The sequence below is a fragment of the Saccharopolyspora taberi genome (genome assembly GCF_039534165.1).
Lineage (GTDB): Bacteria > Actinomycetota > Actinomycetes > Mycobacteriales > Pseudonocardiaceae > Saccharopolyspora_D > Saccharopolyspora_D taberi.
Window position 1 is genome coordinate 621,505 of record NZ_BAAAUX010000014.1, and the last position, 21,244, is coordinate 642,748.

Annotated in this window: 17 protein-coding genes; 4 read left to right on the forward strand and 13 right to left on the reverse strand. The window is 71.0% G+C overall.

The window, feature by feature from the left end:
* Positions 1-136: 136 nt before the first annotated feature.
* From ABD691_RS17165 to ABD691_RS17190, 6 genes are all read right to left on the reverse strand, one after another.
* Entirely contained in the window at positions 137-799 is a 663-nt protein-coding gene (locus tag ABD691_RS17165) for a methionine ABC transporter permease (RefSeq protein WP_344680830.1), read from the reverse strand.
* Complete coding sequence (locus tag ABD691_RS17170) at positions 796-1,809, reverse strand: methionine ABC transporter ATP-binding protein (protein WP_344680832.1); 1,014 nt, start codon at positions 1,807-1,809, stop codon at positions 796-798. Before ABD691_RS17170 ends, ABD691_RS17165 begins: the two co-directional genes overlap by 4 nt.
* Positions 1,806-2,741: a MetQ/NlpA family ABC transporter substrate-binding protein gene (locus tag ABD691_RS17175; RefSeq protein ID WP_344680834.1), complete on the reverse strand. Its 936-nt coding sequence runs from the start codon at positions 2,739-2,741 to the stop codon at positions 1,806-1,808. Before ABD691_RS17175 ends, ABD691_RS17170 begins: the two co-directional genes overlap by 4 nt.
* Before the next feature lie 160 nt (positions 2,742-2,901).
* Positions 2,902-3,795: a YceI family protein gene (locus tag ABD691_RS17180; RefSeq protein WP_344680835.1), complete on the reverse strand. Its 894-nt coding sequence runs from the start codon at positions 3,793-3,795 to the stop codon at positions 2,902-2,904.
* A 237-nt stretch (positions 3,796-4,032) separates the two neighbouring features.
* Positions 4,033-4,650 carry an FMN reductase gene (locus ABD691_RS17185; protein WP_344680837.1) on the reverse strand — a complete coding sequence of 206 codons (618 nt, stop codon included), beginning with the start codon at positions 4,648-4,650 and terminating at the stop codon, positions 4,033-4,035.
* Positions 4,647-5,774: a CE1758 family FMN-dependent luciferase-like monooxygenase gene (locus ABD691_RS17190; RefSeq protein WP_344680838.1), complete on the reverse strand. Its 1,128-nt coding sequence runs from the start codon at positions 5,772-5,774 to the stop codon at positions 4,647-4,649. Before ABD691_RS17190 ends, ABD691_RS17185 begins: the two co-directional genes overlap by 4 nt.
* Positions 5,775-6,266: 492 nt before the next feature.
* Between ABD691_RS17190 and ABD691_RS17195 the strand changes: the two genes are divergently transcribed.
* The 3 genes from ABD691_RS17195 to ABD691_RS17205 are packed head-to-tail and all read left to right on the forward strand — an operon-like array spanning position 6,267 to position 9,821.
* On the forward strand, positions 6,267-7,130 hold the full coding sequence (locus ABD691_RS17195; RefSeq protein WP_344680840.1) for a HalD/BesD family halogenase: 864 nt from the start codon (positions 6,267-6,269) through the stop codon (positions 7,128-7,130).
* Between the two features lie 30 nt (positions 7,131-7,160).
* Positions 7,161-7,985 carry a class I SAM-dependent methyltransferase gene (locus tag ABD691_RS17200; RefSeq protein WP_344680842.1) on the forward strand — a complete coding sequence of 275 codons (825 nt, stop codon included), beginning with the start codon at positions 7,161-7,163 and terminating at the stop codon, positions 7,983-7,985.
* Positions 7,986-8,015: 30 nt separating this feature from the next.
* Positions 8,016-9,821, forward strand: coding sequence for a choline/carnitine O-acyltransferase (locus tag ABD691_RS17205; RefSeq protein WP_344681320.1), 1,806 nt, complete (start codon positions 8,016-8,018; stop codon positions 9,819-9,821).
* A gap of 19 nt (positions 9,822-9,840) precedes the next feature.
* Here the strand turns inward: ABD691_RS17205 and ABD691_RS17210 are convergent, their stop codons facing one another.
* Both ABD691_RS17210 and ABD691_RS17215 read right to left on the reverse strand, forming a co-directional pair.
* Complete coding sequence (locus ABD691_RS17210) at positions 9,841-11,688, reverse strand: FUSC family protein (protein WP_344680844.1); 1,848 nt, start codon at positions 11,686-11,688, stop codon at positions 9,841-9,843.
* 235 nt (positions 11,689-11,923) lie between these two features.
* Complete coding sequence (locus ABD691_RS17215) at positions 11,924-12,442, reverse strand: CGNR zinc finger domain-containing protein (protein WP_344680846.1); 519 nt, start codon at positions 12,440-12,442, stop codon at positions 11,924-11,926.
* Between the two features lie 95 nt (positions 12,443-12,537).
* On the opposite strand from ABD691_RS17215, the gene ABD691_RS17220 reads away from it, so the two are divergent.
* The gene (locus ABD691_RS17220) at positions 12,538-13,407 is read left to right on the forward strand and encodes an alpha/beta fold hydrolase (protein WP_344680848.1); all 870 of its coding nucleotides are present in this window, start codon (positions 12,538-12,540) and stop codon (positions 13,405-13,407) included.
* Here the strand turns inward: ABD691_RS17220 and ABD691_RS17225 are convergent.
* The 5 genes from ABD691_RS17225 to ABD691_RS17245 are packed head-to-tail and all read right to left on the reverse strand — an operon-like array spanning position 13,373 to position 20,973.
* Positions 13,373-14,320 (reverse strand): TDT family transporter, encoded by a 948-nt coding sequence (locus ABD691_RS17225; RefSeq protein WP_344680850.1) that lies wholly within the window; start codon positions 14,318-14,320, stop codon positions 13,373-13,375. The genes ABD691_RS17220 and ABD691_RS17225 overlap by 35 nt on opposite strands.
* Positions 14,317-15,045 (reverse strand): respiratory nitrate reductase subunit gamma, encoded by a 729-nt coding sequence (gene narI / locus ABD691_RS17230; protein WP_344680852.1) that lies wholly within the window; start codon positions 15,043-15,045, stop codon positions 14,317-14,319. Before narI ends, ABD691_RS17225 begins: the two co-directional genes overlap by 4 nt.
* Positions 15,042-15,674, reverse strand: a complete 633-nt coding sequence (narJ, locus tag ABD691_RS17235; RefSeq protein WP_344680854.1) for a nitrate reductase molybdenum cofactor assembly chaperone — start codon at positions 15,672-15,674, stop codon at positions 15,042-15,044. The genes narI and narJ overlap by 4 nt, the downstream gene beginning before the upstream one ends.
* Positions 15,671-17,266: a nitrate reductase subunit beta gene (narH, locus tag ABD691_RS17240; RefSeq protein ID WP_344680856.1), complete on the reverse strand. Its 1,596-nt coding sequence runs from the start codon at positions 17,264-17,266 to the stop codon at positions 15,671-15,673. Before narH ends, narJ begins: the two co-directional genes overlap by 4 nt.
* Positions 17,266-20,973 (reverse strand): nitrate reductase subunit alpha, encoded by a 3,708-nt coding sequence (locus ABD691_RS17245; protein WP_425565095.1) that lies wholly within the window; start codon positions 20,971-20,973, stop codon positions 17,266-17,268. The genes narH and ABD691_RS17245 overlap by 1 nt, the downstream gene beginning before the upstream one ends.
* Positions 20,974-21,244 lie beyond the last annotated feature (271 nt).

Sequence of the window (21,244 nt, forward strand, 5' to 3'; positions counted from 1 at the left end):
GCGGGTGATCTTCGCATCGGATGCCGCACCGGCCGGTGGTGATCGGCGCGTTTCCGCCAGCGACCGGACCGATTCAGCGACCGCCGGGAGGCGAACCCCTCGACCTGCCCGGGGCCGCTGACCTGTCCGGCGCCGTTCACCGCCGCAGGGCCTTGCGCGCCAGCCAGTTCCCGGTGAACTGCGCGGCCTGCACCAGCACGATGATCACCACCACCGCGACCGCGGTGACCGCCCAGTCGAACCGCTGGTAGCCGTAGGCGATGGCGAAATCGCCCAGCCCACCGCCGCCCACAGCGCCCGCGACCGCGCTCATGTCGACCACCGCGACGAAGACGAAGGTGTAGCCGAGGATCAGCGGCGCCAGCGCCTCCGGCACCAGCAGGGTCGCGATGATCCGCAGCGGGCTCGCGCCCATCGCCCTGGCCGCCTCGACCACCCCGGGATCGATGCTGAGCAGGTTCTGCTCGACGATCCGGGAGATCCCGAACGTCGCCGCGAGCACCAGCGCGAAGGTCGCCGCCCCGGTGCCGAGCTGGGTGCCGACCACCGCGATGGTCAGCGGCCCGACCGCGGTGATGAAGATGATGAACGGGATCGGCCGGATGATGTTGACCAGCACGTTGAGCACGGTGAACACCACCCGGTTGGCCAGCAGCCCGCCGGGCCTGGTGGTGTGCAGCAGGATTCCCAGCAGCAGCCCGAGAACCCCGCCGACGACCAGGGTCGTGACCACCATCCACAGCGTCTGGCCGACCGAGGTCAGCAGGACCGGGCCGAGCGTCTGCCAGTCGGCGTTCATGCGATCAGCTCCTGCACCTCGGTCGCCTCGCGCAGCTCGGCGATGACGGCGTCGACGTCGGTGTCGGCGCCGACCAGTTCCAGCGTCAGCCCGCCGAAGGAGGCGCCGCCGAGCTCCTTGACGCCGCCGTAGACGATCTCGAAGCGCACCCGGTGGCGGGCGACCGCGTCCGAGAGCACCGCGCCGATGCGCTGGTCGTCGCGGATGCGGGCGGTGACCAGCCGCCCGCCGTGGCGGGCGCGGATGCGGGCGAGGTCGTCGCCGCTGGGCCGGTCCCGCAGCACCGTCTCGACGAACCGGCGGGTGGTCTCGGTCCGGGGCGAGCCGAACACCTCGGCGACCGGGCCCTGCTCGACGATCCGGCCCGAGTCCAGCACCGCGACCCGGTCGGCGATCTCGCGGACGACCTCCATCTCGTGGGTGATCGCCACGATCGTCACGCCCAGCTCGGTGTTGACCCGCTTGAGCAGGCGCAGCACCTCGCCGGTGGTCTCCGGGTCCAGCGCGCTGGTCGACTCGTCGGCCAGCAGGATCTTCGGGTTGGTCGCCAGCGCCCTGGCGATGCCGACCCGCTGCTTCTGGCCGCCGGAGAGCTGGTCCGGGTAGTGCCACGCCTTGTCGGTGATGCCCACGAAGCTCAGCAGCTCGGCCACCCGGCGCTCCCGGTCGGCCTTGTTCCAGCCGGCGATCCGCAGCGGGTAGGCCACATTTCCGAACACCGTGCGCGAGCGCAGCAGGTTGAACTGCTGGAACACCATGCCGATGCCGCGCCGGACCTCCCGCAGCCTGCGCTCGCCGAGCCCGGTGAGGTCGGTGCCGTCCACCAGCACCCGGCCCGAGCTGACCGGTTCGAGCGCGTTGATCAGCCGGACCAGCGTGCTCTTGCCCGCGCCGGAGTAGCCGATGATCGCGAACACCTCGCCCGCGTCGACGGTGAGGTCCACGCCTTCCAGCGCGGTCACCGCGCCGAAGGTCTTGCGCACGTCACGGAACTCGATGACCGGGCTCATCGCCGCCCGGCCCGCACGGTCTCGGACAGCCTGGCCAGGATCGCGTCCAGGTCGGACCGCGGCCGGTCCACCATCACCGAGGTGCCCTTGGACTCGGCCTGCACCTGGGCCACCACGGCGCTGTCCTTGTAGAGCTGCGCGACGCGCTGGTAGACGGGGTTGTCCCGGTCGGCCGCCCGGGTGGCGATGACGTTGATGTAGGGCTCGGCGGACGGGCTGGCCGGGTCGTCGCCGAACAGCGCCTTCGACGGGTCGAGGCCGCCGTTGAGGGCGTAGTTGTTGTTCACGATCGACGCGTCCACCGACGGCAGCGCGGTGACCGTCTGCGCGGCGTCCACCGGGGTCACCGACACCTTCGACGCGGCGGCGTCGATCTCGGCCGGGGTCGACAGCACGCTGCCTCCGCCGTTGAGCTTGACCAGCCCGGCGGACTGGAGCACCAGCAGCGCGCGGGCCTGGTTGGTCGGGTCGTTGGGGATCGCGACCGTGCCGCCCGCCGGGATGTCGGCGACGGTGGCGTGCTTCTGCGAGTACAGCGACAGCGGCACCACGAAGGTCGACCCCACGGGCACCAGCGAGTCGTTGTTGGACACGTTGTAGTTGGCCAGGAAGAGCAGGTGCTGGAACAGGTTCAGGTCGATCTGGCCCTGCGACACCGCCGGGTTGGGCTGGGTGTAGTCGCTGAAGTTCACCGGCACGATGTCGATGCCCTCGCGGGCCGCGATCTCCTTGAACGTCGGCCAGTACGGCGAGCTGGCGTCCGTGGTGCCGATGCGGACGGTGACCCGGTCACCGCCGGAGCCGCCGCTGGTGGTGAACACGAGCACCGCCACCAGCGCGGCGGCCAGCACCACCCCGAGGCCGATCAGCGGCCCCTTCTTCCTGGCCGGCCGCGGCGGGAGCGCGGCGACGTCGTTCTGGTTCTCTGACATGCGCCCACGATGGCCGAGCGCGCCGCGCGGCCCAAGGCGTTCCACCGTGTGAGCCACGAAAGGGACGATTTGCCCCCAGGTCCGGCGCTGTGTTAACGGCCGAATTCCGCCGCAGGGACGGGAAAGCCGCGTTCCGGTCCACTTGAGACGATGATCACGTTCACCGCTCCAGGACGGCCTGGACGCCCAGCTCGATCTGGACGGTCGGACCGACCACCGCGATCCCCTTGGCCAGGGTGGCCCGCCAGTCCACCGCGTAGTCCTCGCGGCGCAGGCTGGTGACCGCGCGGCAGGCCACCCGGAGATCGCTGTCGAAGCCGGGCCCCTGCCACTTGCGCTGCCCGAGGTAGGTGGTGTCCAGCCGCACCGGGCTGGTGGTGGCCCGCAGCGTCAGCGAGCCCTCGACCTGCCACTGGTCCCCGCGCAGCAGCACCAGCCGCGAGCTGCGGAAGGTCAGCCGGGGGTAGTTCGCGACGTCGAGGAAGTCCGCCGACCGCAGGTGGTCGTCGCGCATCCGGACGCCGGTGTCGATGCTGGCCGCGTCGATGACGACCTCGATCTCGGAGTCCTCGAACCGGGGCGCGACCCGGATGTGCCCGCGGAAGTCGTTGAACCGGCCGCGGATCTTGGACATGCCGATGTGCTGGGCGACGAAGTGCACCTCGGTGTGGGTGGGGTCGAAGGTCCACACGCCGGGCTGGGGAAGCGTCAGCGACGCGTCCGGCTCCAGCTCGATGCGGTTGAGCACGACGTGCTGGTTCACCCCGACCTCGACCTGGACGCTGGTCCGCCGGTAACCGCCGGCGGTGACCGACAGCTTGTGCGTGCCGGGAGACACCGCGACCAGGAACGACCCGTAGGCGTCGGTCTCCCCGGAGGCGATCTCCCGGCTGAAGCGGTCCACGACGGAGATCTCGGCGCCGGGCAGCAGCCTGCCCTGCTCGTCGTGCACCTGGCAGCTGATCACCCCGCCGTCGAGCGGGATCGGCGGCAGGTAGCTGCCGGTGCCCGCCCGGACCGCCCGCTTCCGGCCGCGCAGCCTGGAGAAGATCATCCGCGTTCCCTTCCGCCCCGTCCGCCCGCTCGGGCGAAGGTTTCGGCTTCAACCAACAGCCGATCATGCTAGGCACGCCCAAGATCAGCAGCGGAGCAGGACCGGACCGCCTCCCGCGCCCGGAAAGCGCAGTTCACGGCCGGATTTCGCGCGTGTTGCCGAACAGCAAACGGGCCGCGGCAACACCTTCGGAAGTTGGTGACATTTCCCACCGCCGGGGCGGCTAACGCGGACGCCTCACAGCTCCCGCATCATCTGCTCGAAATCCGGGACCGCACCGTAGGGGTCGGCCGGGCCGGACGGCTCGCGCGCGGCGACCGCCTCGGCCAGTTCCCGGCCGGCGCGGCGGATCCGGGCGGGCAGCGGGTTGACCTTGTCGCCCTCCCCCGCCCAGTCGTCGGTCGCGGCGAACACCGACGTGGTGGTGACCTCGGCGTGCAGGTAGGTGAACAGCGGGCGCATCGAGTACTCCAGCGCCAGGGAGTGGCGCGGGGTTCCGCCGGTCGCGCCCAGCAGGACCGGTTTCCCCGTCAGCGACTCGTTGTCGAGGATGTCCACAAAGGACTTGAACAGCCCCGAGTACGTCGTGGTGAACAGCGGCGTGACCGCGATCAGCCCGTCCGCGCCGGTGACCGCGTCGAGCACGCCGGTCAGCTCACCGGCCGGGAAGCCGGTGAGCATCGCGTTGACCACGTCGTGCGCGACGTCGCGGAGCTCGACCGTCCGCACGTCCGCCGTGATCTCGCGGACCGCCAGCTGCTCGGTGACGGCCGCCGACAGCCGGTCGGCCAGCATCCGGGTGGACGACGGCTGCCCGATGCCCGCCGAGATCGCGACGATGGTGCGCTCGCTCATGCGTTTTCCCCTTCCTTGACCGGCTCGGCGGCCTGCTCGGCCTCGGCCGCGCGAGCCGCGGCGACCCGCTCGGCGTGGCTCGGCGGGTTGGCCGGGACGTGGGCCGGGCGCTTGGCCTCCATCTCCGCGCGCAGCGCCGGGACGACCTCCTCGGCCAGCAGGTCGATCTGCTCCAGCACGGTCTTGAGCGGCAGGCCGGCGTGGTCGACCAGGAACAGCTGCCGCTGGTAGTCGCCGACGTGCTCGCGCATCTCCGCGTAGCGCTCGATCACCTGCTGCGGGCTGCCGACCGTCAGCGGCGTGGTGGTGGTGAAGTCCTCCATCGACGGGCCGTGGCCGTAGACCGGGGCGTTGTCGAAGTACGGGCGGAACTCGTTCCAGGCGTCCTGGGAGTTCCTGCGCATGAACGCCTGCCCGCCCAGGCCGACGATCGCCTGGTCGGCCCGGCCGTGGCCGTAGTGCTCGAAACGCCGCCGGTAGTAGTTGACCATCTGCTTGGTGTGCCCGATCGGCCAGAAGATGTTGTTGTGCAGGAACCCGTCGCCGTAGTAGGCGGCCTGCTCGGCGATCTCCGGGCTGCGGATCGAGCCGTGCCAGACGAACGGCGGAACGCCGTCGAGCGGGCGCGGGGTGGAGGTGAAGCCCTGCAGCGGGGTGCGGAACCGGCCCTCCCAGTCGACGACCTCCTCCTCCCACAGCCGCCGCAGCAGCGCGTAGTTCTCGAACGCCAGCGGGATGCCCTGGCGGATGTCCTGGCCGAACCACGGGTAGACCGGGCCGGTGTTGCCGCGGCCCATCATCAGGTCCATCCGGCCGTCGGAGAGCACCTGCAGCGTCGCGTAGTCCTCGGCGATCTTGACCGGGTCGTTGGTGGTGATCAGCGTCGTCGAGGTCGACAGCACGATGTTGCCGGTCGATGCGGCCAGGTAGCCGAGCAGCGTGGTCGGCGACGAGGCCACGAACGGCGGGTTGTGGTGCTCGCCGGTGGCGAACACGTCGAGCCCGGCCTGGTCGGCGTGCTGCGCGATCCGCATCATCGCGCGCATCCGCTCGGTCTCGGTGGGCGTCTCCCCCGTGGTCGGGTCTGTGGTGACGTCGCTGACCGTGAAGATCCCGAACTGCATTCGCGCGCTCCTCCCGTCGCGAGTGGGCCCGGCGCCCACTTAACTTCCCATGGAAGAGTCTTCCATGGAAATTATTTCTTCGCAATTCATCCTCGGTCGCATCGGTTCGGTCGAGACCTTGCCCGGCCGGAACTCGCGCGGCGACGGACAGACGGCGAGGACGAGCGGCGTGCGCATCCCAACACCTGCTTCCGGAACAGAGGTCGCCGACCCGCCCAGTCTAAACGGAAGCGCTTCCTCTTCGGGGTCGGCCAGCCACCTCGCGATCCCGGAGAGTCCCGCCGGCGGACGGCCGACATACCCGCCCTTGGGCACTCCGCACAATATGGGCACGATCACGCAACGCGATCATCCGGTCACTCCCGCAGGTCAGAGCGGTCGGGACCGGCCGCGGACCGGCCGAGCCGGGCCGCGCGGCCTGGTCACCCAGTAACCGGGCTGGGCAGACTTCGTTGATCGGCCCGGTGAGCTTGGCACGCGGAGAGGACCCTCATGAGCGCATCGGAAGCCCAACTCGTGGAACAGGTCGTCGACACCGGCCGCTACCCGCTGTCGGATCCGGCGAGCCCGTCGTGGGTCGCCGCGGTCGACCGCGCCCGGGACGACCTCCGCCGGATCGGGTGCAGCGTCCTGCCGAACTTCATCCGCTCGTCCCTGCACGAGACCCTCAAGCGGGAGGGCGAGGAGATCGCACCCTCGGCGCACTACGACGTCGAGGTGGTCAACGCCTACAACATCGCCAACGACGAATCCCTGCCCCTGGACCACCCCGCACGCATCACGTGGGAGCGCGGGAACGCCTTCGTGCCCCGGGACCACATCCCGCGCCAGGCCATCATCCACCAGCTCTACCGCAGCACGCTGTTCCAGCGGTTCCTGGCCGACTGCTTCGAGCTGCCGCGGATCCACGAGCTCGCCGACCCGCTGGCCGGGCTGGTGCTCAACGTCGTGCGGCCGGGGATGGGGCATCCGTGGCACTTCGACACCAACGAGTTCGCGGTCAGCCTGCTCACCCAGGAGTCCGAGGAGGGCGGGATCTTCGAGTACTGCCCGAACATCCGCTCCGCCGAGGCGGAGAACTTCGACGACGTGCGCGAGGTCCTGGAGGGCGGCGGGCGGCCCAGCAGGCTCGCGCTGCGACCGGGCGACCTCCAGCTGTTCCGGGGGCGCTACTCGCTGCACCGCGTGACCACCGTCCGCGGCGGCACGGCCCGGCACACCGCGATCTTCGCCTACACCGAACGGCCAGGGGTCATCGGCAGCGTCGCGCGGACCCGGCAGCTCTTCGGCCGCGTGTTGCCCGAGCACGTGGCCGCGGAGGACCGCGCGGTGCGGGTCGACCAGCTGCTGGACTGAACCACCGCCAGAACCAGGAGGAAGCGGCCCGTGGACTTCGACGCCACCGGCAAGGTCGCGCTCGACGCGATCTACGCCCAGCCCGACCCCCGCGCGTACTTCAACACGCTGCGCGAGTTCGACTACTGCATCCCGCAGCTGGCCAAGCCCTACTTCGCCAAGTTCGTCCAGGAGTACCGGGAATCCACCGGCGTGGTGGTCCCGACCGTGCTCGACATCGGCTGCTCCTACGGCATCAACGCGGCGCTGCTGCGATGCGAGGCGACGATGGACGAGTTCTACGAGCACTACGGCAGTTCCGCACCTCAGGACCGGGAGGAACTGCTTGCCAGGGACCGCGATCTGCTGCGCTCGCGCGGGCAGTTCGAGATCGCGCGGTTCGTCGGTCTCGACAGTTCCGAGCCCGCGCTGGCCTACGCGCTGTCGGCCGGATTCCTCGACGCCGCCGTGCACGCCGACCTGGAGGCGCACGAACCCACGCCGCGGCAACGGGAACAGCTGCGCGGCGCCGATCTGGTCGTGTCCACCGGCTGCATCGGCTACGTCGGCGAGCGGACCCTGACCCGCGTCGTCGAGGCGCAGGACGGGCGCCTGCCGTGGATGGCGCACTTCGTGCTCCGGATGTTCCCGTTCGAGCCGATGGCCGAACGCCTGTCGCGGCTAGGATACGAAACCGTGGTCGTCGACGGCGTTTTCCGGCAGCGCCGGTTCGTCTCCGCCCAGGAGCAGGCGCAGGTGCTGGACACCCTGTCCGCCGTCGGCGTCGACCCCTCGGGCCTGGAAGCCGACGGCTGGCTCCACGCCCGGCTCCACCTCTCCCGGCCCGTTGGCACGCGGCCGGTCCAACCGCACTGATTCAAGTCCGACCCGCGTTCGAAGTCGAGGATCACAGTGAACAGCAGCCAAGAGTGGTCGTCCCGCACCTTCGGCAACGAGGAGCGCCTCCCGCGCGTACCGCTGCCGACGCTGGAGGACAGCGCCCGGAGGTTCGTCGAGTGGTGCGCGCCGCTGCTGACATCCGCGGAGCTGTCCGAGACCGAGGCCGCCGTGGCGGCCTTCCTGCGCCAGGACAGCCCGGCCCGCAAGCTGCACGCCGCGCTTGAGGAGTACGACGCGTCTCCGGAGGTGCGCAGCTGGCTTGACACGTTCTGGCCCGCGCGATACCTGGGCCGCCGCGACCGCATCGCGCTGAACGCGAACTTCTTCTTCCTGTTCAAGGAGTCCGACCTGCGGCAGGTGGACCGGGCGGTCGAGCTGATCACCGCCGCGGTCGGCTTCAAGCAGCGGCTCGACGCCGAGCAGATCCCGCCGATCGTGCAGCGCGGGCAGGCGCTGTCGATGGAGCAGAACAAGTTCCTGTTCTCCACCACGCGGATCCCGGGCGCCGAGCAGGACACCGTCCGCACCCCCTACAGCGACGAGTGGCCCGGGCCGTCCCAGGCCCGCCACATCGTGGTTTTCTTCCGCGGCAACGCGTTCCGGCTCGACGTGTTCGGGCCGGACGGCGCGCCGCACACGCCCGACGACCTCGCGGCCGGGCTGCACTCGATCATCAAGTCCGGTGCGGTGCGGGCCGACCGCGAAACCTCCGTCGGCCACCTCACGACCAAGGCCCGCGCGGAGTGGGCGGCCAGCAGGCAGGCCCTGATCGCCCTGGACCCGGCCAACGCCGAGGCGCTGGACACCGTCGAGACCGCGCTCTTCTGCCTCTGCCTGGAGGATTTCGCCCCGGCGGACACCCAGGAGGCGTGCGACCAGCTGCTGCACGGCGACAGCGGGAACCGGTGGTTCGACAAGGCGGTGTCGCTGATCGTCTTCGAGGACGGCACGGCGGGCATCAACGTCGAGCACTGCGGGCTGGACGGGACGACCATCCTCAGCTTCGTCGACGCCCTGCTGGCCGGTGATCCCCCGGAACCGGGGGAGTCCCAGGGCCTGCCCGCGTCCGAGCCGGTCGAGTTCGTGCTCGACGAAACACTGCGCGCCGACGTGCTCGCCGCCGCGGACGCGTTCAGCGCCTACGCCGAGGCCAACGCGACCACGACCGTTTCGTTCGAGGACTTCGGCGCGAACCGGGCGAAGCAGCTCGGCATGTCGCCGGACGCGTTCGTGCAGATGGCCTACCAGCTCGCGCACAAGCGCACCAAGGGGCTGACCGGCGCGACCTACGAGTCGATCGCGACCCGGCAGTACCAGAACGGGCGCACCGAGGCCATGCGCGTGGTCACGGCGGAGATCCTGCGTTTCGTCGACGTGATGGAGGACCCGTCGACCAGTGCCGCCGAGCGGCGGGCGGCTTTCCGCGCGGCGGCCGACAAGCACGTGGCGCGGGCGAAGGAGTGCCAGGCCGGTCAGGCTCCGGAGCAGCACCTCTGGGAGCTCCAGCTGATCCAGAAGCGGCGGGGCGCGGAGCTGGCGGCCGACGAACCGCTCGCCCTGTACGGGACTCCGGGCTGGCTGGTCATGCGCGACGACTACCTGAGCACGAGCTCCGCGCCGTCGGTCAACATCCGGTACTTCGGATTCGGGTCGACCAGCAGCCGCTGCATCGGCGTCGCCTACGTGCTGCTGCCGGATCGCTTCAACCTCTACCTGAGCACCCCGCGTCCGGTGGCCGACGAGATGTTCCGGTTCGCCGACAAGCTCAGGGAAGCCGTGCGGGAGCTCGACGAGCTGCTCGCCTCGGAGTAACCGCCGCACGCCTGCGGGATCACGCCGCGCAGACCTCGGTGTAGGCGTGCTCCAGCTGTTCCCGCAGGCGTTCCGGCGACGTCCCGCGCCCGCGCAGCCGCCGCGCGGTGCTGCGCATTCCGGAGACCAGCCGTTGCGCGTGCTGGAGGCGGTCGTCGTCGGCGCCGCCGGGCAGCAGTGCCCGTTCGGTCGCGGCGTCGACGACGCGTTCCAGCAGGATCACCGCGGGCCACCACGGCTCGGCGCGCGCCGCGTCCGGTTCCATGAGCCGCTGCTGGAGAGTCGCCCGCAGGTCCGACAGCTCGCGGTAGGTGCGGCGGCGCAGCGCCGAACGCCCCTGCGGGATTCCGGCCAGGGACAGGGACACGTACTCCGACACGGCCTCGGTGGCGGCGGCGATCCGGTCCGCCAGCTCCACCCGGAACGGGCGCAGCACCGCCGCGACGGCCAACACGATCGCGCAGCCGAGCAGTGAGTCCGCGAGCCGGGCCGCGGGGAGCGCGGCGGGGAACAGTTCCGACTGGCTCATCTGGAGCAGCACCAGCGCGGTCACCACCGTGGTGAAAAGGCCGTAGTGCCGGCTCAGCGCGGACGGCAGCTTGGCTGCGAGCGCGGTCACGAACAGCGCGATCCCCCAGCCCGCCGGGACGACCGCGAGCAGCGCCAGCGCGATCAGCACGCCGAGCACGCTGCCGATCGCGCGCGAGACCGTGCGTGCGAAGACCGAGCCGGAGTTCGGCTTGAGCACCAGCGCGACCGTCAGCGCGATCCAGTAGCCCTGGTCCAGCCAGCCCAGCAGCGCCACGCCCTCGGCCACCGCGAGGCACAGCACCATGCGCAGCGCGAGCAGCCAGGTGGACCGGCCCAGCGCGAACCGCTCCCTCGGCCCCCGTTTCCGCGCGGGCGCGGGCTTCGCCCGCCGCCACGCGCTGATCAGCTCCGCGACGCCCTCATCAAACGCCCGCACCGTCGGTGATCCGGTACCCGCGGGCCGGTAGGGCGCCGGGGGCGCACCGCTGCGGACACCGCGAGCCAGCGCCCGCAGCGCGGCGGAAGCCCGTTCGGGCGGGCGAGTTCCGGCATGGGTCAGCGCGACCGCCGCCTCCACCACCGGCGTCGCGCGGGTGAGGATCACGTACAGCCGGTCGTGCACCCGGCTCCGCACCGGGGAAGCGCCGCTGATCAGCATGTCGTGCGCTTTGTTGAGCGCTGTGGTCAGCTCCTGCCGCACGCCGATCGCCCGGTCGGTCCCGATGGCGTCGAACATGCGCAGGGCCGTGTCGAAGACGTCGGCCACCGCTTCCCGCGCGGGAGCGGTGCGGCGGAACGGCCAGGTGGCCGCGACCATCCCGACCAGCAGCAGCTCGCCACCGGCGAACCACAGCACCTGCTCCCCCACGCCCAGCACCTCGGACCGCTGGCCGGTCGCGACCACGCAGAACGTGAGCATCTGCGCGCCCGCCGCGGCCCACAGGTCGCCCAGCCCGCTCAGCAGCACCGACACCGGGGCGAGCGCGAGCACCACGGCCGCGGCCCACCACGGTCCGGCCGCCGCGGCTCCCGCCGCGAACCCGACCGCGCCCAGCACCGCGGTCAGCCCGACCCGGCGCAGCCGGTGCCGGTAGGAGGTGGTCAGGTCGGAGAAGCTGACGCACAGCGCGCCGACCGACGCGAGCACCGCCTCCTCCACCCGGCCGGTCGCCATCCCGGCGAGCTGCGGCCCGCCGACGCCGACGGCCACCGCGCACACCCGGGTCCAGTCCCGCGGATGCGGGGCCGGGCGCAGCATCCGCAGCAGCCATGCCGGGAACAGCCGTGCCGGGAACAGCCGCGTCGGGAACAGGGCTCGCAGCGAATCGGTCGTCACACGCACATCCCTCCGGTGCGGGATACGCGCTCCACGCCGAGCGGCGTCCGGGGACAAGGTCACCCGATTGTCACGGAGCGGGGCCGCCGAGCACCGCCGTTCGCCACCGGCGTCACACCTTGCGGTCGATCACACTGGGCTCTCGATCACACTGGCACGCCGATCGAACCGGCCCGCCGATGACGCTGAGCCCTCGATCACTCCGGCCCGCCGATCGCTCCGCGCGGGAGCCGGATCACCGCCCCCGCGCCCGGTCGTAGTGGCTCTTGACCTTGGCCCGGTTGCCGCAGCCCGCCATCGAGCACCAACGGCGCCTGCCGTTGCGCGAGGTGTCCAGGAACCACAGGACGCACTCCGGTCCCTCGCATCGCCGGAGCCTTCCCCGCGGTGCCGAGCGCAGGAGTTCCAGGAAGGACCGGGCGACCTCCCACGCGGGCAGCCAGTCGTCCCGGTCCACCTCGGCGCGTTCGCCGGGCACGCCGTCGGAGACCTCCAGCCGCAGCCGCCCGTGCTCCAGCACCAGGTTGAGCTCGTCGTCGGCGCCGTCCTCTAGGAAGCGCCGGATCGCGGCGCGCACGGTGCGCAGCGGTGCCAGCGCGTCCTCGGCCGCGGCGGGCGCGAGGTCGTGCTCAGCCAGCCACTCGCCGAGCGCGCCCGGCTCGTCGAAGAGGTCGCGGACCTGCCCCTCCGCGGCCCACCGGGTGTTCACGAGGTCCAGCGGCAGCGGCTCACCGGTCAGCGGTCGGTCGATCACCCGGCAATCCTAACCCTCTAGACATACTTGACAAGTTAGCTCCCGCGAGTATCGAATACTAACTGTTCACTTCACTTACAACGGTTAGGAATGGCATGACCGCCACCGTGCACCACCGCGAGACCGAGATCCAGGGGCAGCGGGTGTTCTACCGGGAGGCCGGCGACCCCGCCCGGCCGACGATCGTGCTGCTGCACGGCTTCCCCAGCAGCTCGGCGATGTTCCGCGGCCTGATCCCGCTGCTGGCCGACGAGTTCCACCTCGTCGCCCCCGACCACGTCGGCTTCGGCGGCTCGGCCATGCCGCCGGTCGGCGAGTTCGAGTACAGCTTCGACAAGCTCACCGAGATCACCTCGGAACTGCTCGACGCGCTGGGGCTGGACCGGTTCGCGATCTACGTCCAGGACTACGGCGCACCGATCGGGTTCCGGATCGCGAGCAGGCACCCGGAGCGGATCACCGCGATCATCAGCCAGAACGGCAACGCCTACCAGGAAGGCTTCACCCCGTTCTGGGACGTGCTGTTCGCCCACGCCGAGGACCGCGCCGCGAACGAGCCCGCGATGCGCGAAATGCTGGAGCTCGACGCCACCCGCTGGCAGTACACCCACGGCGTGCCCGCCGACCGGCTCGACCGGATCAGCCCCGACACCTGGGTCCTCGACCAGGCCTACCTGGACCGGCCGGGCAACAAGGAGATCCAGCTCCAGCTGTTCTGGGACTACCAGTTCAACGTCGAGAGCTACCCGGCGTTCCAGGAGTACTTCCGCACCCACCGCCCGCCCGCGCTGATCGCTTGGGGCGAGCACGACGAAATCTTCGGCCCCGACGGCGCCCGCGCCTTCGCCCGCGACCTGCCGGACGCCGAGATCCACCTGCTCGACGCCGGGCACTTCGCGCTCGAAACCCACGGCCCGGAGATCGCCGCGCTCATCCGCGACTTCCTCGGCCGGTCGCTCTCCTGACCTCGGCCCGCACGGTGCGGACGGGATCCGCTTCGGCCTTCCGGACGCCGCGGAGCCCGGACCGCACCGTGCGGGCGAGCACGAGCGCCCACGCCAGGACCAGCCCCGCGTAGAAGATGACCGCCGCGGCGGCGAAGACGACGGCGTGCGAGTGCCTGGCCAGTTCGCTGGTGCCGGTGACCACCGTGCCCACCGGGAACGTGAACGACCACCAGGCCATCGACTGGCCCAGCGGGCCGAGCCCGATCCACAGCGTCGGCACCAGCGCGGGCGGGCCCTCGTGGTGCCGGACCAGCCGCGCCCAGACCAGCGTGATCACGACCAGCGATCCGGCCAGGCCCACCCCGAACTCGGCGTAGCACAGCAGTAGCAACGACAGCCGCGGCTGACCCTCCGGGGTGTGCGGGACCAGCAGCGCGCCGCCCGCGGCCGAGACCATCGGCGGCACCAGCGGGACCAGCCAGCCGCCGAAGGCCGCGCCGGGGGACGGCCGGTGCCTGGTGAACATCCACAGTGGAACGACGACGGCGCAGAGCAGACCGGTCACCGTGCCCGCGCTCCACAGCACCCAGTCCACCGCCAGCGCCGGCTGCTCACCCAGGACGCGGTGACCGACCAGCACCGCCCCCGCGCCGACCGTCAGCAGCGCCATCGGCGGAGCGCCGTAGAACTGCGCCATCACCGGGTGCTCCAGATGCCGCCGAGCCGTGGCCGGCCGGACGAGCCACTGCGCGGCGAACACGGCGGTGATCGCGATCAGCATGACCACCGCGACGAGCCACACCACCGTCGCGGCGATCTCCAGCTCCGGCAGGTGGACCGGGAGGGTCGCCGCGGCGTTGGCGACGATCCCGGTACCCATGACCGAGGTGAACCAGTTCGGGCCGACCGACTCGACGGCCGCCGAGGTCACACCCTTTCCCAGCCGCGGTCGGGTGCTCGTGTCCCGATCTTGTCGCCGGTGCGGCTGCGGTACACGATGTAGGGGCGGAACAGGTAGTGCAGCGGCGCGCTGAAAGCGTGCACCAAGCGGCTGAACGGCCACAGCATGAACAGCGCGAACGCCAGCAGGGCGTGCATCCGGTAGCTGAGCGGCGCGCCCGCCATCAGCCCCGGTTCCGGCTGGAGCAGCAGGATGCTGCGGACCCACGGGCTCACGCTCGCGCGGTAGTCGTACGGGCCGTTGATCCCGTTGTCGATGCCGGTCACCCACATGCCGGCCAGCACCACCAGCGCCAGGACCACGAAGGTGATCCGGTCGCCGGGGGTGGTCGCCTTGCGCACGGCCGCGGTGTTCCACCTGCGCCACAACAGGATTCCCAGGCCCACGACCACCGCAAGACCGGCGACTCCGCCCGCGACCAGTGACAGCACGTGGTACATCGAATCGGTCACGCCGACCAGCTCGGTCAGCTCCTTGGGGACCAGCAGGCCGAGCACGTGGCCGCCCAGCACCATGAACAGCCCGTAGTGGAACATCGGGCTGCCGAGGCGGAGCAGCCTGGACTCGTGCAGCTGGCTCGACCGGCTGGTCCAGCCGAACTTGTCGTGCCGGTAGCGCCACACCGAACCGACGACGAACACCGCGAACGCGACGTAGGGCAACGCGCCCCACAGAAGGAGATCGACCGGACTCAACTCAGCCCCCTGCCCACAGCACGCGGATACGGATCGAGACCGACCTGCTCGGCCGGCGGGACTTCGGGCAGCGGTGCGCCGGACTCGGCGACGGTGGCCAGCACCGCGCGCACCACGTGCTCGTAGGGGGTGGCGATCTCGCCCAGCTTGCGCGCCAGGAGTTCCAGCGCCGGGCGGAACCGCTCCAGCAGCTGCTCGCCGCGCCGGGTGGCGGCCCGGTCCCCGGTCGCGGTGAACTCCAGCAGGGCGGGCAGGTAGTCCGGCAGTTCCCCGCCTTCGAGCCGGAACCCGTGCTCGCGGTACACGCCGACGAGCTCGGCGAGCGCGCCGCCGCGCACCCGGGTGTCGCCGTGGACGTACCAGGTGAGGTAGAGGCCCCGGCGCGGCTTGGTGTCGAAGACCTCGACGTAGTGCTGCTCGGCCGCCCGCGGCGTGGTGCCGCGCAGGTACTCGACGGCCGGGCGGAGGTGCGCTGCCGCGTCCAGCCCGCCGAGCTCGTCCACGCACTGCTCCAGCAGGTCCAGCCGGTACCACAGCTGGTCGTCGGGGTAGTGCAGCAACCAGCCCGACACCTGCCGCACGACCGCGACCGACCGCGCCGACCGGCGCTGCCCGAACAGGCGCCTCACGACCGCCCCTGGCCCTTCAGCGTCGGGAACATCCCGTCCGGACGGCCGCTGCCGCTCCAGACGAACAGATCGGTGTCGCCGGTCTTGAGCTCCTGGCCACCCGTTCCGGAACCACCGCCCATACCGGGACCGCCGTCGGTGTCCAGACTGCACGTGGTCGCGATGGACTCCAGGTCGTGGGCGTCGCCGATCCCGGCGGTCGGGATGACGTAGCGCTCGTCGTACTTGGCCAGCGCCAGCAACCGGTACATCGACCGCACCTGATCGGTGGTCAGCCCGGCCGCGGCCAGCGCCGACTCCTCCGGCTGCTCCCCGAGGTTCACCGACCTCATGTAGGAGCGCATCGCGGCCAGCTTGCGCAGCGAACCCCGCACCGGGCCGACGTCGCCCGCGGTGAACAGCTCCGCCAGGTACTCCACCGGGATCCGCAGAGCGTCGATCGCGCCGAAGAGGTTCCCGGCGTCCTCGCCGTCGAACCCGGTCTCGGCGACCGCGTCGACCACCGGCGACAGCGGCGGGATGTACCAGACCATCGGCATCGTCCGGTACTCCGGGTGCAGCGGCAGCGCCACCTGGTAGGTGCAGATCAGGTCGCGCACCGGCGAGCGCCGCGCGGCCTCCATCCAGTCGTGCGGGATGCCCGCTCGCTCGGCCGCGGCGATCACCTCGGGATCGTCGGGATCGAGGAACAGGTCGCGCTGCGCGGGGTAGAGCGCGTGCTCGTCGGTGATGCTCGCCGCCTCGGTCACCTGGTCGGCGTCGTAGAGCAGCACGCCGATGTAGCGCAGCCTGCCGACGCAGGTCTCCGAGCAGATCGTCGGCTGGCCGACCTCCACCCGCGGGTAGCAGAAGGTGCACTTCTCGGCCTTGCCGGTCTTGTGGTTGAAGTAGACCTTCTTGTACGGGCAGCCCGAAACGCACATCCGCCAGCCCCGGCACTGGTCCTGGTCGACCAGCACGATGCCGTCCTCGGCCCGCTTGTACATCGCCCCGGACGGGCAGGACGCCACGCACGACGGGTTCAGGCAGTGCTCGCAGATCCGGGGCAGGTAGAACAGGAACGACTGCTCGAACTCGAACTTCAGCTTCATCCCGAGCTCGTCGCGGAGCTTGGCCACCACCGGGTCGGCGTCGGCGTGCTCGGGCATCCCGCCGAGGTCGTCGTCCCAGTTCGGCCCCCACGTCACCGAGGTCGGCGCACCGGTGATCGCCGAGGTCGGCCGGGCCACCGGCACGTCGTCGCCCAGCGGCGCGTCCACCAGGTTGCGGTAGTCGTAGGTCCACGGCTCGTAGTAGTCACCGAGGCCGGGCAGGTCCGGGTTCGCGAACAGCGACGCCAGCCTGCGCAGCCTGCCGCCGCCGCGCAGCCGCAGCCTGCCCCGGCGGTCCAGCTCCCAGCCGCCGCGCCACCTGTCCTGGTCCTCGTACCGGCGCGGGTAGCCCTGGCCGGGCCGGGTCTCGACGTTGTTGAACCACGCGTACTCGACGCCGCCGCGGTTGGTCCAGGTCTGCTTGCAGGTGACCGAGCAGGTGTGGCAGCCGATGCACTTGTCCAGGTTCATCACCATCGCCAGCTGGGCCATCACGCGCATCAGTACTCGACCTCCTGGCTGCGGCGGCGGATCACGGTGACCTCGTCGCGCTGGTTCCCGGTCGGGCCGTGGTAGTTCAGCGCGAAGGACTGCTGCGCGTACCCGCCGATGAGATGGGTGGGCTTGATCTGGATCCGGGTCAGCGAGTTGTGGATCCCGCCGCGCCTGCCGGTGGTCTCGCTCTTGGGCACGTTCACCGTGCGTTCCTGGGCGTGGTACAGGAAAACCGTGCCGGTCGGCATCCGGTGCGAGACGATCGCGCGGGCGACCACCACGCCGTTGCGGTTCACCGCCTCGATCCAGTCGTTGTCGGCCACGCCGATCACCGCGGCGTCGGCCGGGCTGATCCAGAACGCCGGGCCGCCGCGGGAGAGCGTGAGCATGATCGGGTTGTCCTGGTACTCGCTGTGGATCGACCACTTCGAGTGCGGGGTCAGGTAGCGCACCACCACCTCGGCCTCGCCGTGCGGACCGATCCGCGGTTCGCCGGACAACCGGTGCAGGTCCAGCGGTGGCCGGTACAGCGGCAGCTGCTCGCCCAGCTCGGCCATCCAGTCGTGGTCGAGGAACACGTGCTGGCGCCCGGTGAGCGTGTGCCAGGGCTTGAGCTGCTCGACGTTGATGGTGAACGGCGCGTAGCGCCTGCCCCCGGACTCGTCGCCGGACCACTCCGGGCTCGTCACCACCGGCGCGGGCCGCGACCGGGTGTCGGCGAAGGTGATCCGGTGTTCCCTGCGGTGCTCGGAGATCCGCGTCAGCGGCCTGCCGACCTGCTCGGCCAGCGCCGCGAAACCCGCGTCGGCCACCCGGCCGTTGGTGGTCCCGGACAGCGCCAGGATCGCGTCGGCGGCCTTGCGGTCGGTGTCCAGCAGCGGCCGGCCCTCCGCGGGCCCCTGCCTGGCGAGTCCGTTGTGGTCGCCCAGCCACCGCAGCTCCTCCTCGACCTCCACCGTGTAGCCCTTGGTGGTGGTGCCGAGCTTGTCCAGCAGTGGGCCGAGCGCGCCGAGTTTCGCCGCCACCGCGGGATAGTCCCGCTCGACGACGGTCAGCGTCGGCATCGTGCTGCCCGGCACCGGCTCCAGGCCCTCGCCGCGCCAGTCCCGGAACACGCCTCCCGGCTGCGCGATCTCGCCCGGGGTGTCGTGGCCCAGCGCGGTGGCCACCAGGTCCTTGCGCACTCCCAGGTGCTCCGCGGCCAGTTCGCTGAACCGCCGCGCGATGGCGTGGAAGGCGTCGAAGTCGGTCCGGCACTGCCAGGGCGGGTTGACCGCCGCGTTGAAGGAGTGCACGTAGGGGTGCATGTCCGTGCTGGACAGGTCGTGCTTCTCGTACCAGGTCGCGGCGGGCAGCACGACGTCGGAGAACAGCGTGGTGCTGGTCATCCGGAAGTCCAGCGACAGCAGGAGATCGAGCTTGCCCTCCGGCGCCTGCTCCGCCCAGCTCACCTCGGCGGGACGCGCGTGCTCGGCGGTCTCCGGACCGCGGATGGCGCCGTCGGTGCCGAGCAGGTGCCGCAGGAAGTACTCGTTGCCCTTGGCCGACGAGCCCAGCAGGTTCGACCGCCACACGGTCAGCACGCGCGGCCAGTTCGCCGGATCGTCCGGGTTCTCCGCGGCGAACCCGAGTTCTCCGGACCTCAGCCGCTCCACGACGTGCTGCGCGGGTGCGGTTCCCGCCGCCTCGGCCTCGTCGACGAGGTCCAGCGGGTTGCGGTCGAAGGTCGGGTACGAGGGCATCCAGCCCGCGCGCGCCGAACGCGCGAGGCAGTCCGCCGCCGTGGTCCCGGCGAGGTCGCCCGCCGCGCCGGGCCAGCTCAGCACCTCGTTGGTCAGCGTGTCGTAGCGCCACTGGTCGGTGTGGGTGTAGAACCACGCGGTCCCGATCATCTGCCGGGGCGGACGGTGCCAGTCGGTGCCCGCCGCCAGCGTCTGCCAGCCGGTCAGCGGCCGGACCTTCTCCTGACCCACGTAGTGCGCCCAGCCGCCGCCGTTGCGGCCCTGGCAGCCGGTGATCATCAGCAGCGTCAGGAAGGTGCGGTAGACCTCGTCGGAGTGGAACCAGTGGTTGGTCCCGGCGCCCATGAGGATCATGCAGCGGCCACCGGAGCGGACCGCGGTGTCGGCGAACTCGCGGGCGATCCGGGTCACCCGGGCGGCCGGGACCGAGGTGATCCGCTCCTGCCAGGCCGGGGTGCCGGGCGCCTCGGCGTCGTCGTAGTCCGCGGGCCACTCGCCGGGCAGGCCGTCGCGCGCGACCCCGTACTGCGCCAGCAGCAGGTCGAAGACCGTGGTCACCAGCGGCCCGTCCGGGCGCAGCCGGAACGCCGGGACCCCGCGCGAGATCTCCTGGCCGGTCCCGTCGGGTGCGTCGAACCGCGGCAGCCGCACCTCCACCGGGCGCACCCCGCGCACGTCGGAGCCGTGCAGGCTCAGCAGCGGTTCCACCTCGCCGAGGTCGAGGTTCCAGCGGCCCGGCTCGGCCTTGTTCCACCGGTGGCCGATCGATCCGTTGGGCACCACCGGCTCACCGGTCCGCTCGTCGACCAGGACCGTCTTCCACACCTCGTGCTCGCCCTCGTTGCCCAGGTCGGCCGACGTGACGAACTTGCCGGGCACCAGCCCGCCGCCGCGTTCGGACAGGGTCACCAGGAACGGCAGGTCGGTGTAGTTGCGCACGTAGTCCGAGAAGAACTCGGTCCTGCGGTCGACGAAGAACTCCTTGAGCACGACGTGGCCCATCGCCACCGCGAGCGCGGCGTCGGTGCCCGGGTGCGCGGACAGCCACTCGTCGGCGAACTTGGTGTTGTCGGCGTAGTCGGGGGAAACCACGACGACCTTCTGGCCCCGGTAGCGGGCCTCGGTCATCCAGTGCGCGTCCGGGGTGCGGGTCACCGGGACGTTCGAGCCCCACATCATCAGGTACGCCGCGTCCCACCAGTCCGCCGACTCCGGCACGTCGGTCTGGTCGCCGAAGACCTGCGGCGAGGCGACCGGGAGGTCGGCGTACCAGTCGTAGAACGACAGCATCGGCGCGCCGATCAGCGCCATGAACCGGGAGCCGACCGCGTGCGAGACCATCGACATCGCCGGGATCGGCGAGAAGCCCGCGATCCGGTCCGGGCCGTGCTCTGCGATGGTGTGCACGTGCGCGGCGGCGATCATCTCGACCGCCTCGTCCCAGGAGATCCGGACCAGCCCGCCCTTGCCGCGCGCCCGCTGGTACCGCCGCCTGCGCTCCGGGTCGGACACGACCGACCGCCACGCCAGCACCGGGTCGCCGAGCTCCCGCCGGGCGGCGCGGTACATCTCGACCAGCACTCCCCGGGCGTGCGGGAAGCGCAGCCGCGACGGCGAGTAGGAGTACCAGGAGAACGACGCGCCGCGCGGGCAGCCGCGCGGTTCGTACTCCGGCCGGTCCGGTCCGACCGACGGGTAGTCGGTGTCCTGGGACTCCCAGGTGATGATCCCGTCCTTGACGTAAACGTTCCAGCGGCACGACCCCGTGCAGTTCACGCCGTGCGTGGACGGGACGACCTTGTCGTGGTTCCAGCGGTTCCGATAAAACGAATCCCCTTCACGGCCGCCTTCGCGGTAGACCGCGCGCAGGTCATTCGAGAAGTCCTCCCGGGAGAGCAGCCGACCCATTTTCAACAGCGCGTCGCCGGGCGAAATGCTTTCGCCGCCGCCGCGCGTCGGTGCCGCACACATAACCACTCCCGGTTTTCCAGGCGATGTCCGACCAGCTCAAAGAAAACTACGCCGGTCAAGAGCGCGGTTTCAACACCGAATTCGATGTGACCGTAATCACACTTCAGTGCTATATCACCCCGACTATCGCCGATTTGCGCGATATGTTCCCACTGGCCGGAGAACTACGCGGCGCACGATTCTTCCGCCCTACCCGGAACAGCCGCCCAGGCACAATCACGTTTTCTCGCCATTTTTTGATTCGGACTTGAACTCCTCTTTTGAAACGATT

Excerpts from the sequence above, each read along its gene's own strand:
- ABD691_RS17165 (WP_344680830.1), bottom strand. The coding sequence starts at position 799 with ATGAACGCCGACTGGCAGACGCTCGGCCCGGTCCTGCTGACCTCGGTC.
- ABD691_RS17170 (WP_344680832.1), bottom strand. The coding sequence starts at position 1,809 with ATGAGCCCGGTCATCGAGTTCCGTGACGTGCGCAAGACCTTCGGCGCG.
- ABD691_RS17175 (WP_344680834.1), bottom strand. The coding sequence starts at position 2,741 with ATGTCAGAGAACCAGAACGACGTCGCCGCGCTCCCGCCGCGGCCGGCC.
- ABD691_RS17180 (WP_344680835.1), bottom strand. The coding sequence starts at position 3,795 with ATGATCTTCTCCAGGCTGCGCGGCCGGAAGCGGGCGGTCCGGGCGGGC.
- ABD691_RS17185 (WP_344680837.1), bottom strand. The coding sequence starts at position 4,650 with ATGAGCGAGCGCACCATCGTCGCGATCTCGGCGGGCATCGGGCAGCCG.
- ABD691_RS17190 (WP_344680838.1), bottom strand. The coding sequence starts at position 5,774 with ATGCAGTTCGGGATCTTCACGGTCAGCGACGTCACCACAGACCCGACC.
- ABD691_RS17195 (WP_344680840.1), top strand. The coding sequence starts at position 6,267 with ATGAGCGCATCGGAAGCCCAACTCGTGGAACAGGTCGTCGACACCGGC.
- ABD691_RS17220 (WP_344680848.1), top strand. The coding sequence starts at position 12,538 with ATGACCGCCACCGTGCACCACCGCGAGACCGAGATCCAGGGGCAGCGG.
- narH (WP_344680856.1), bottom strand. The coding sequence starts at position 17,266 with ATGCGCGTGATGGCCCAGCTGGCGATGGTGATGAACCTGGACAAGTGC.
- ABD691_RS17245 (WP_425565095.1), bottom strand. The coding sequence starts at position 20,973 with ATGTGTGCGGCACCGACGCGCGGCGGCGGCGAAAGCATTTCGCCCGGC.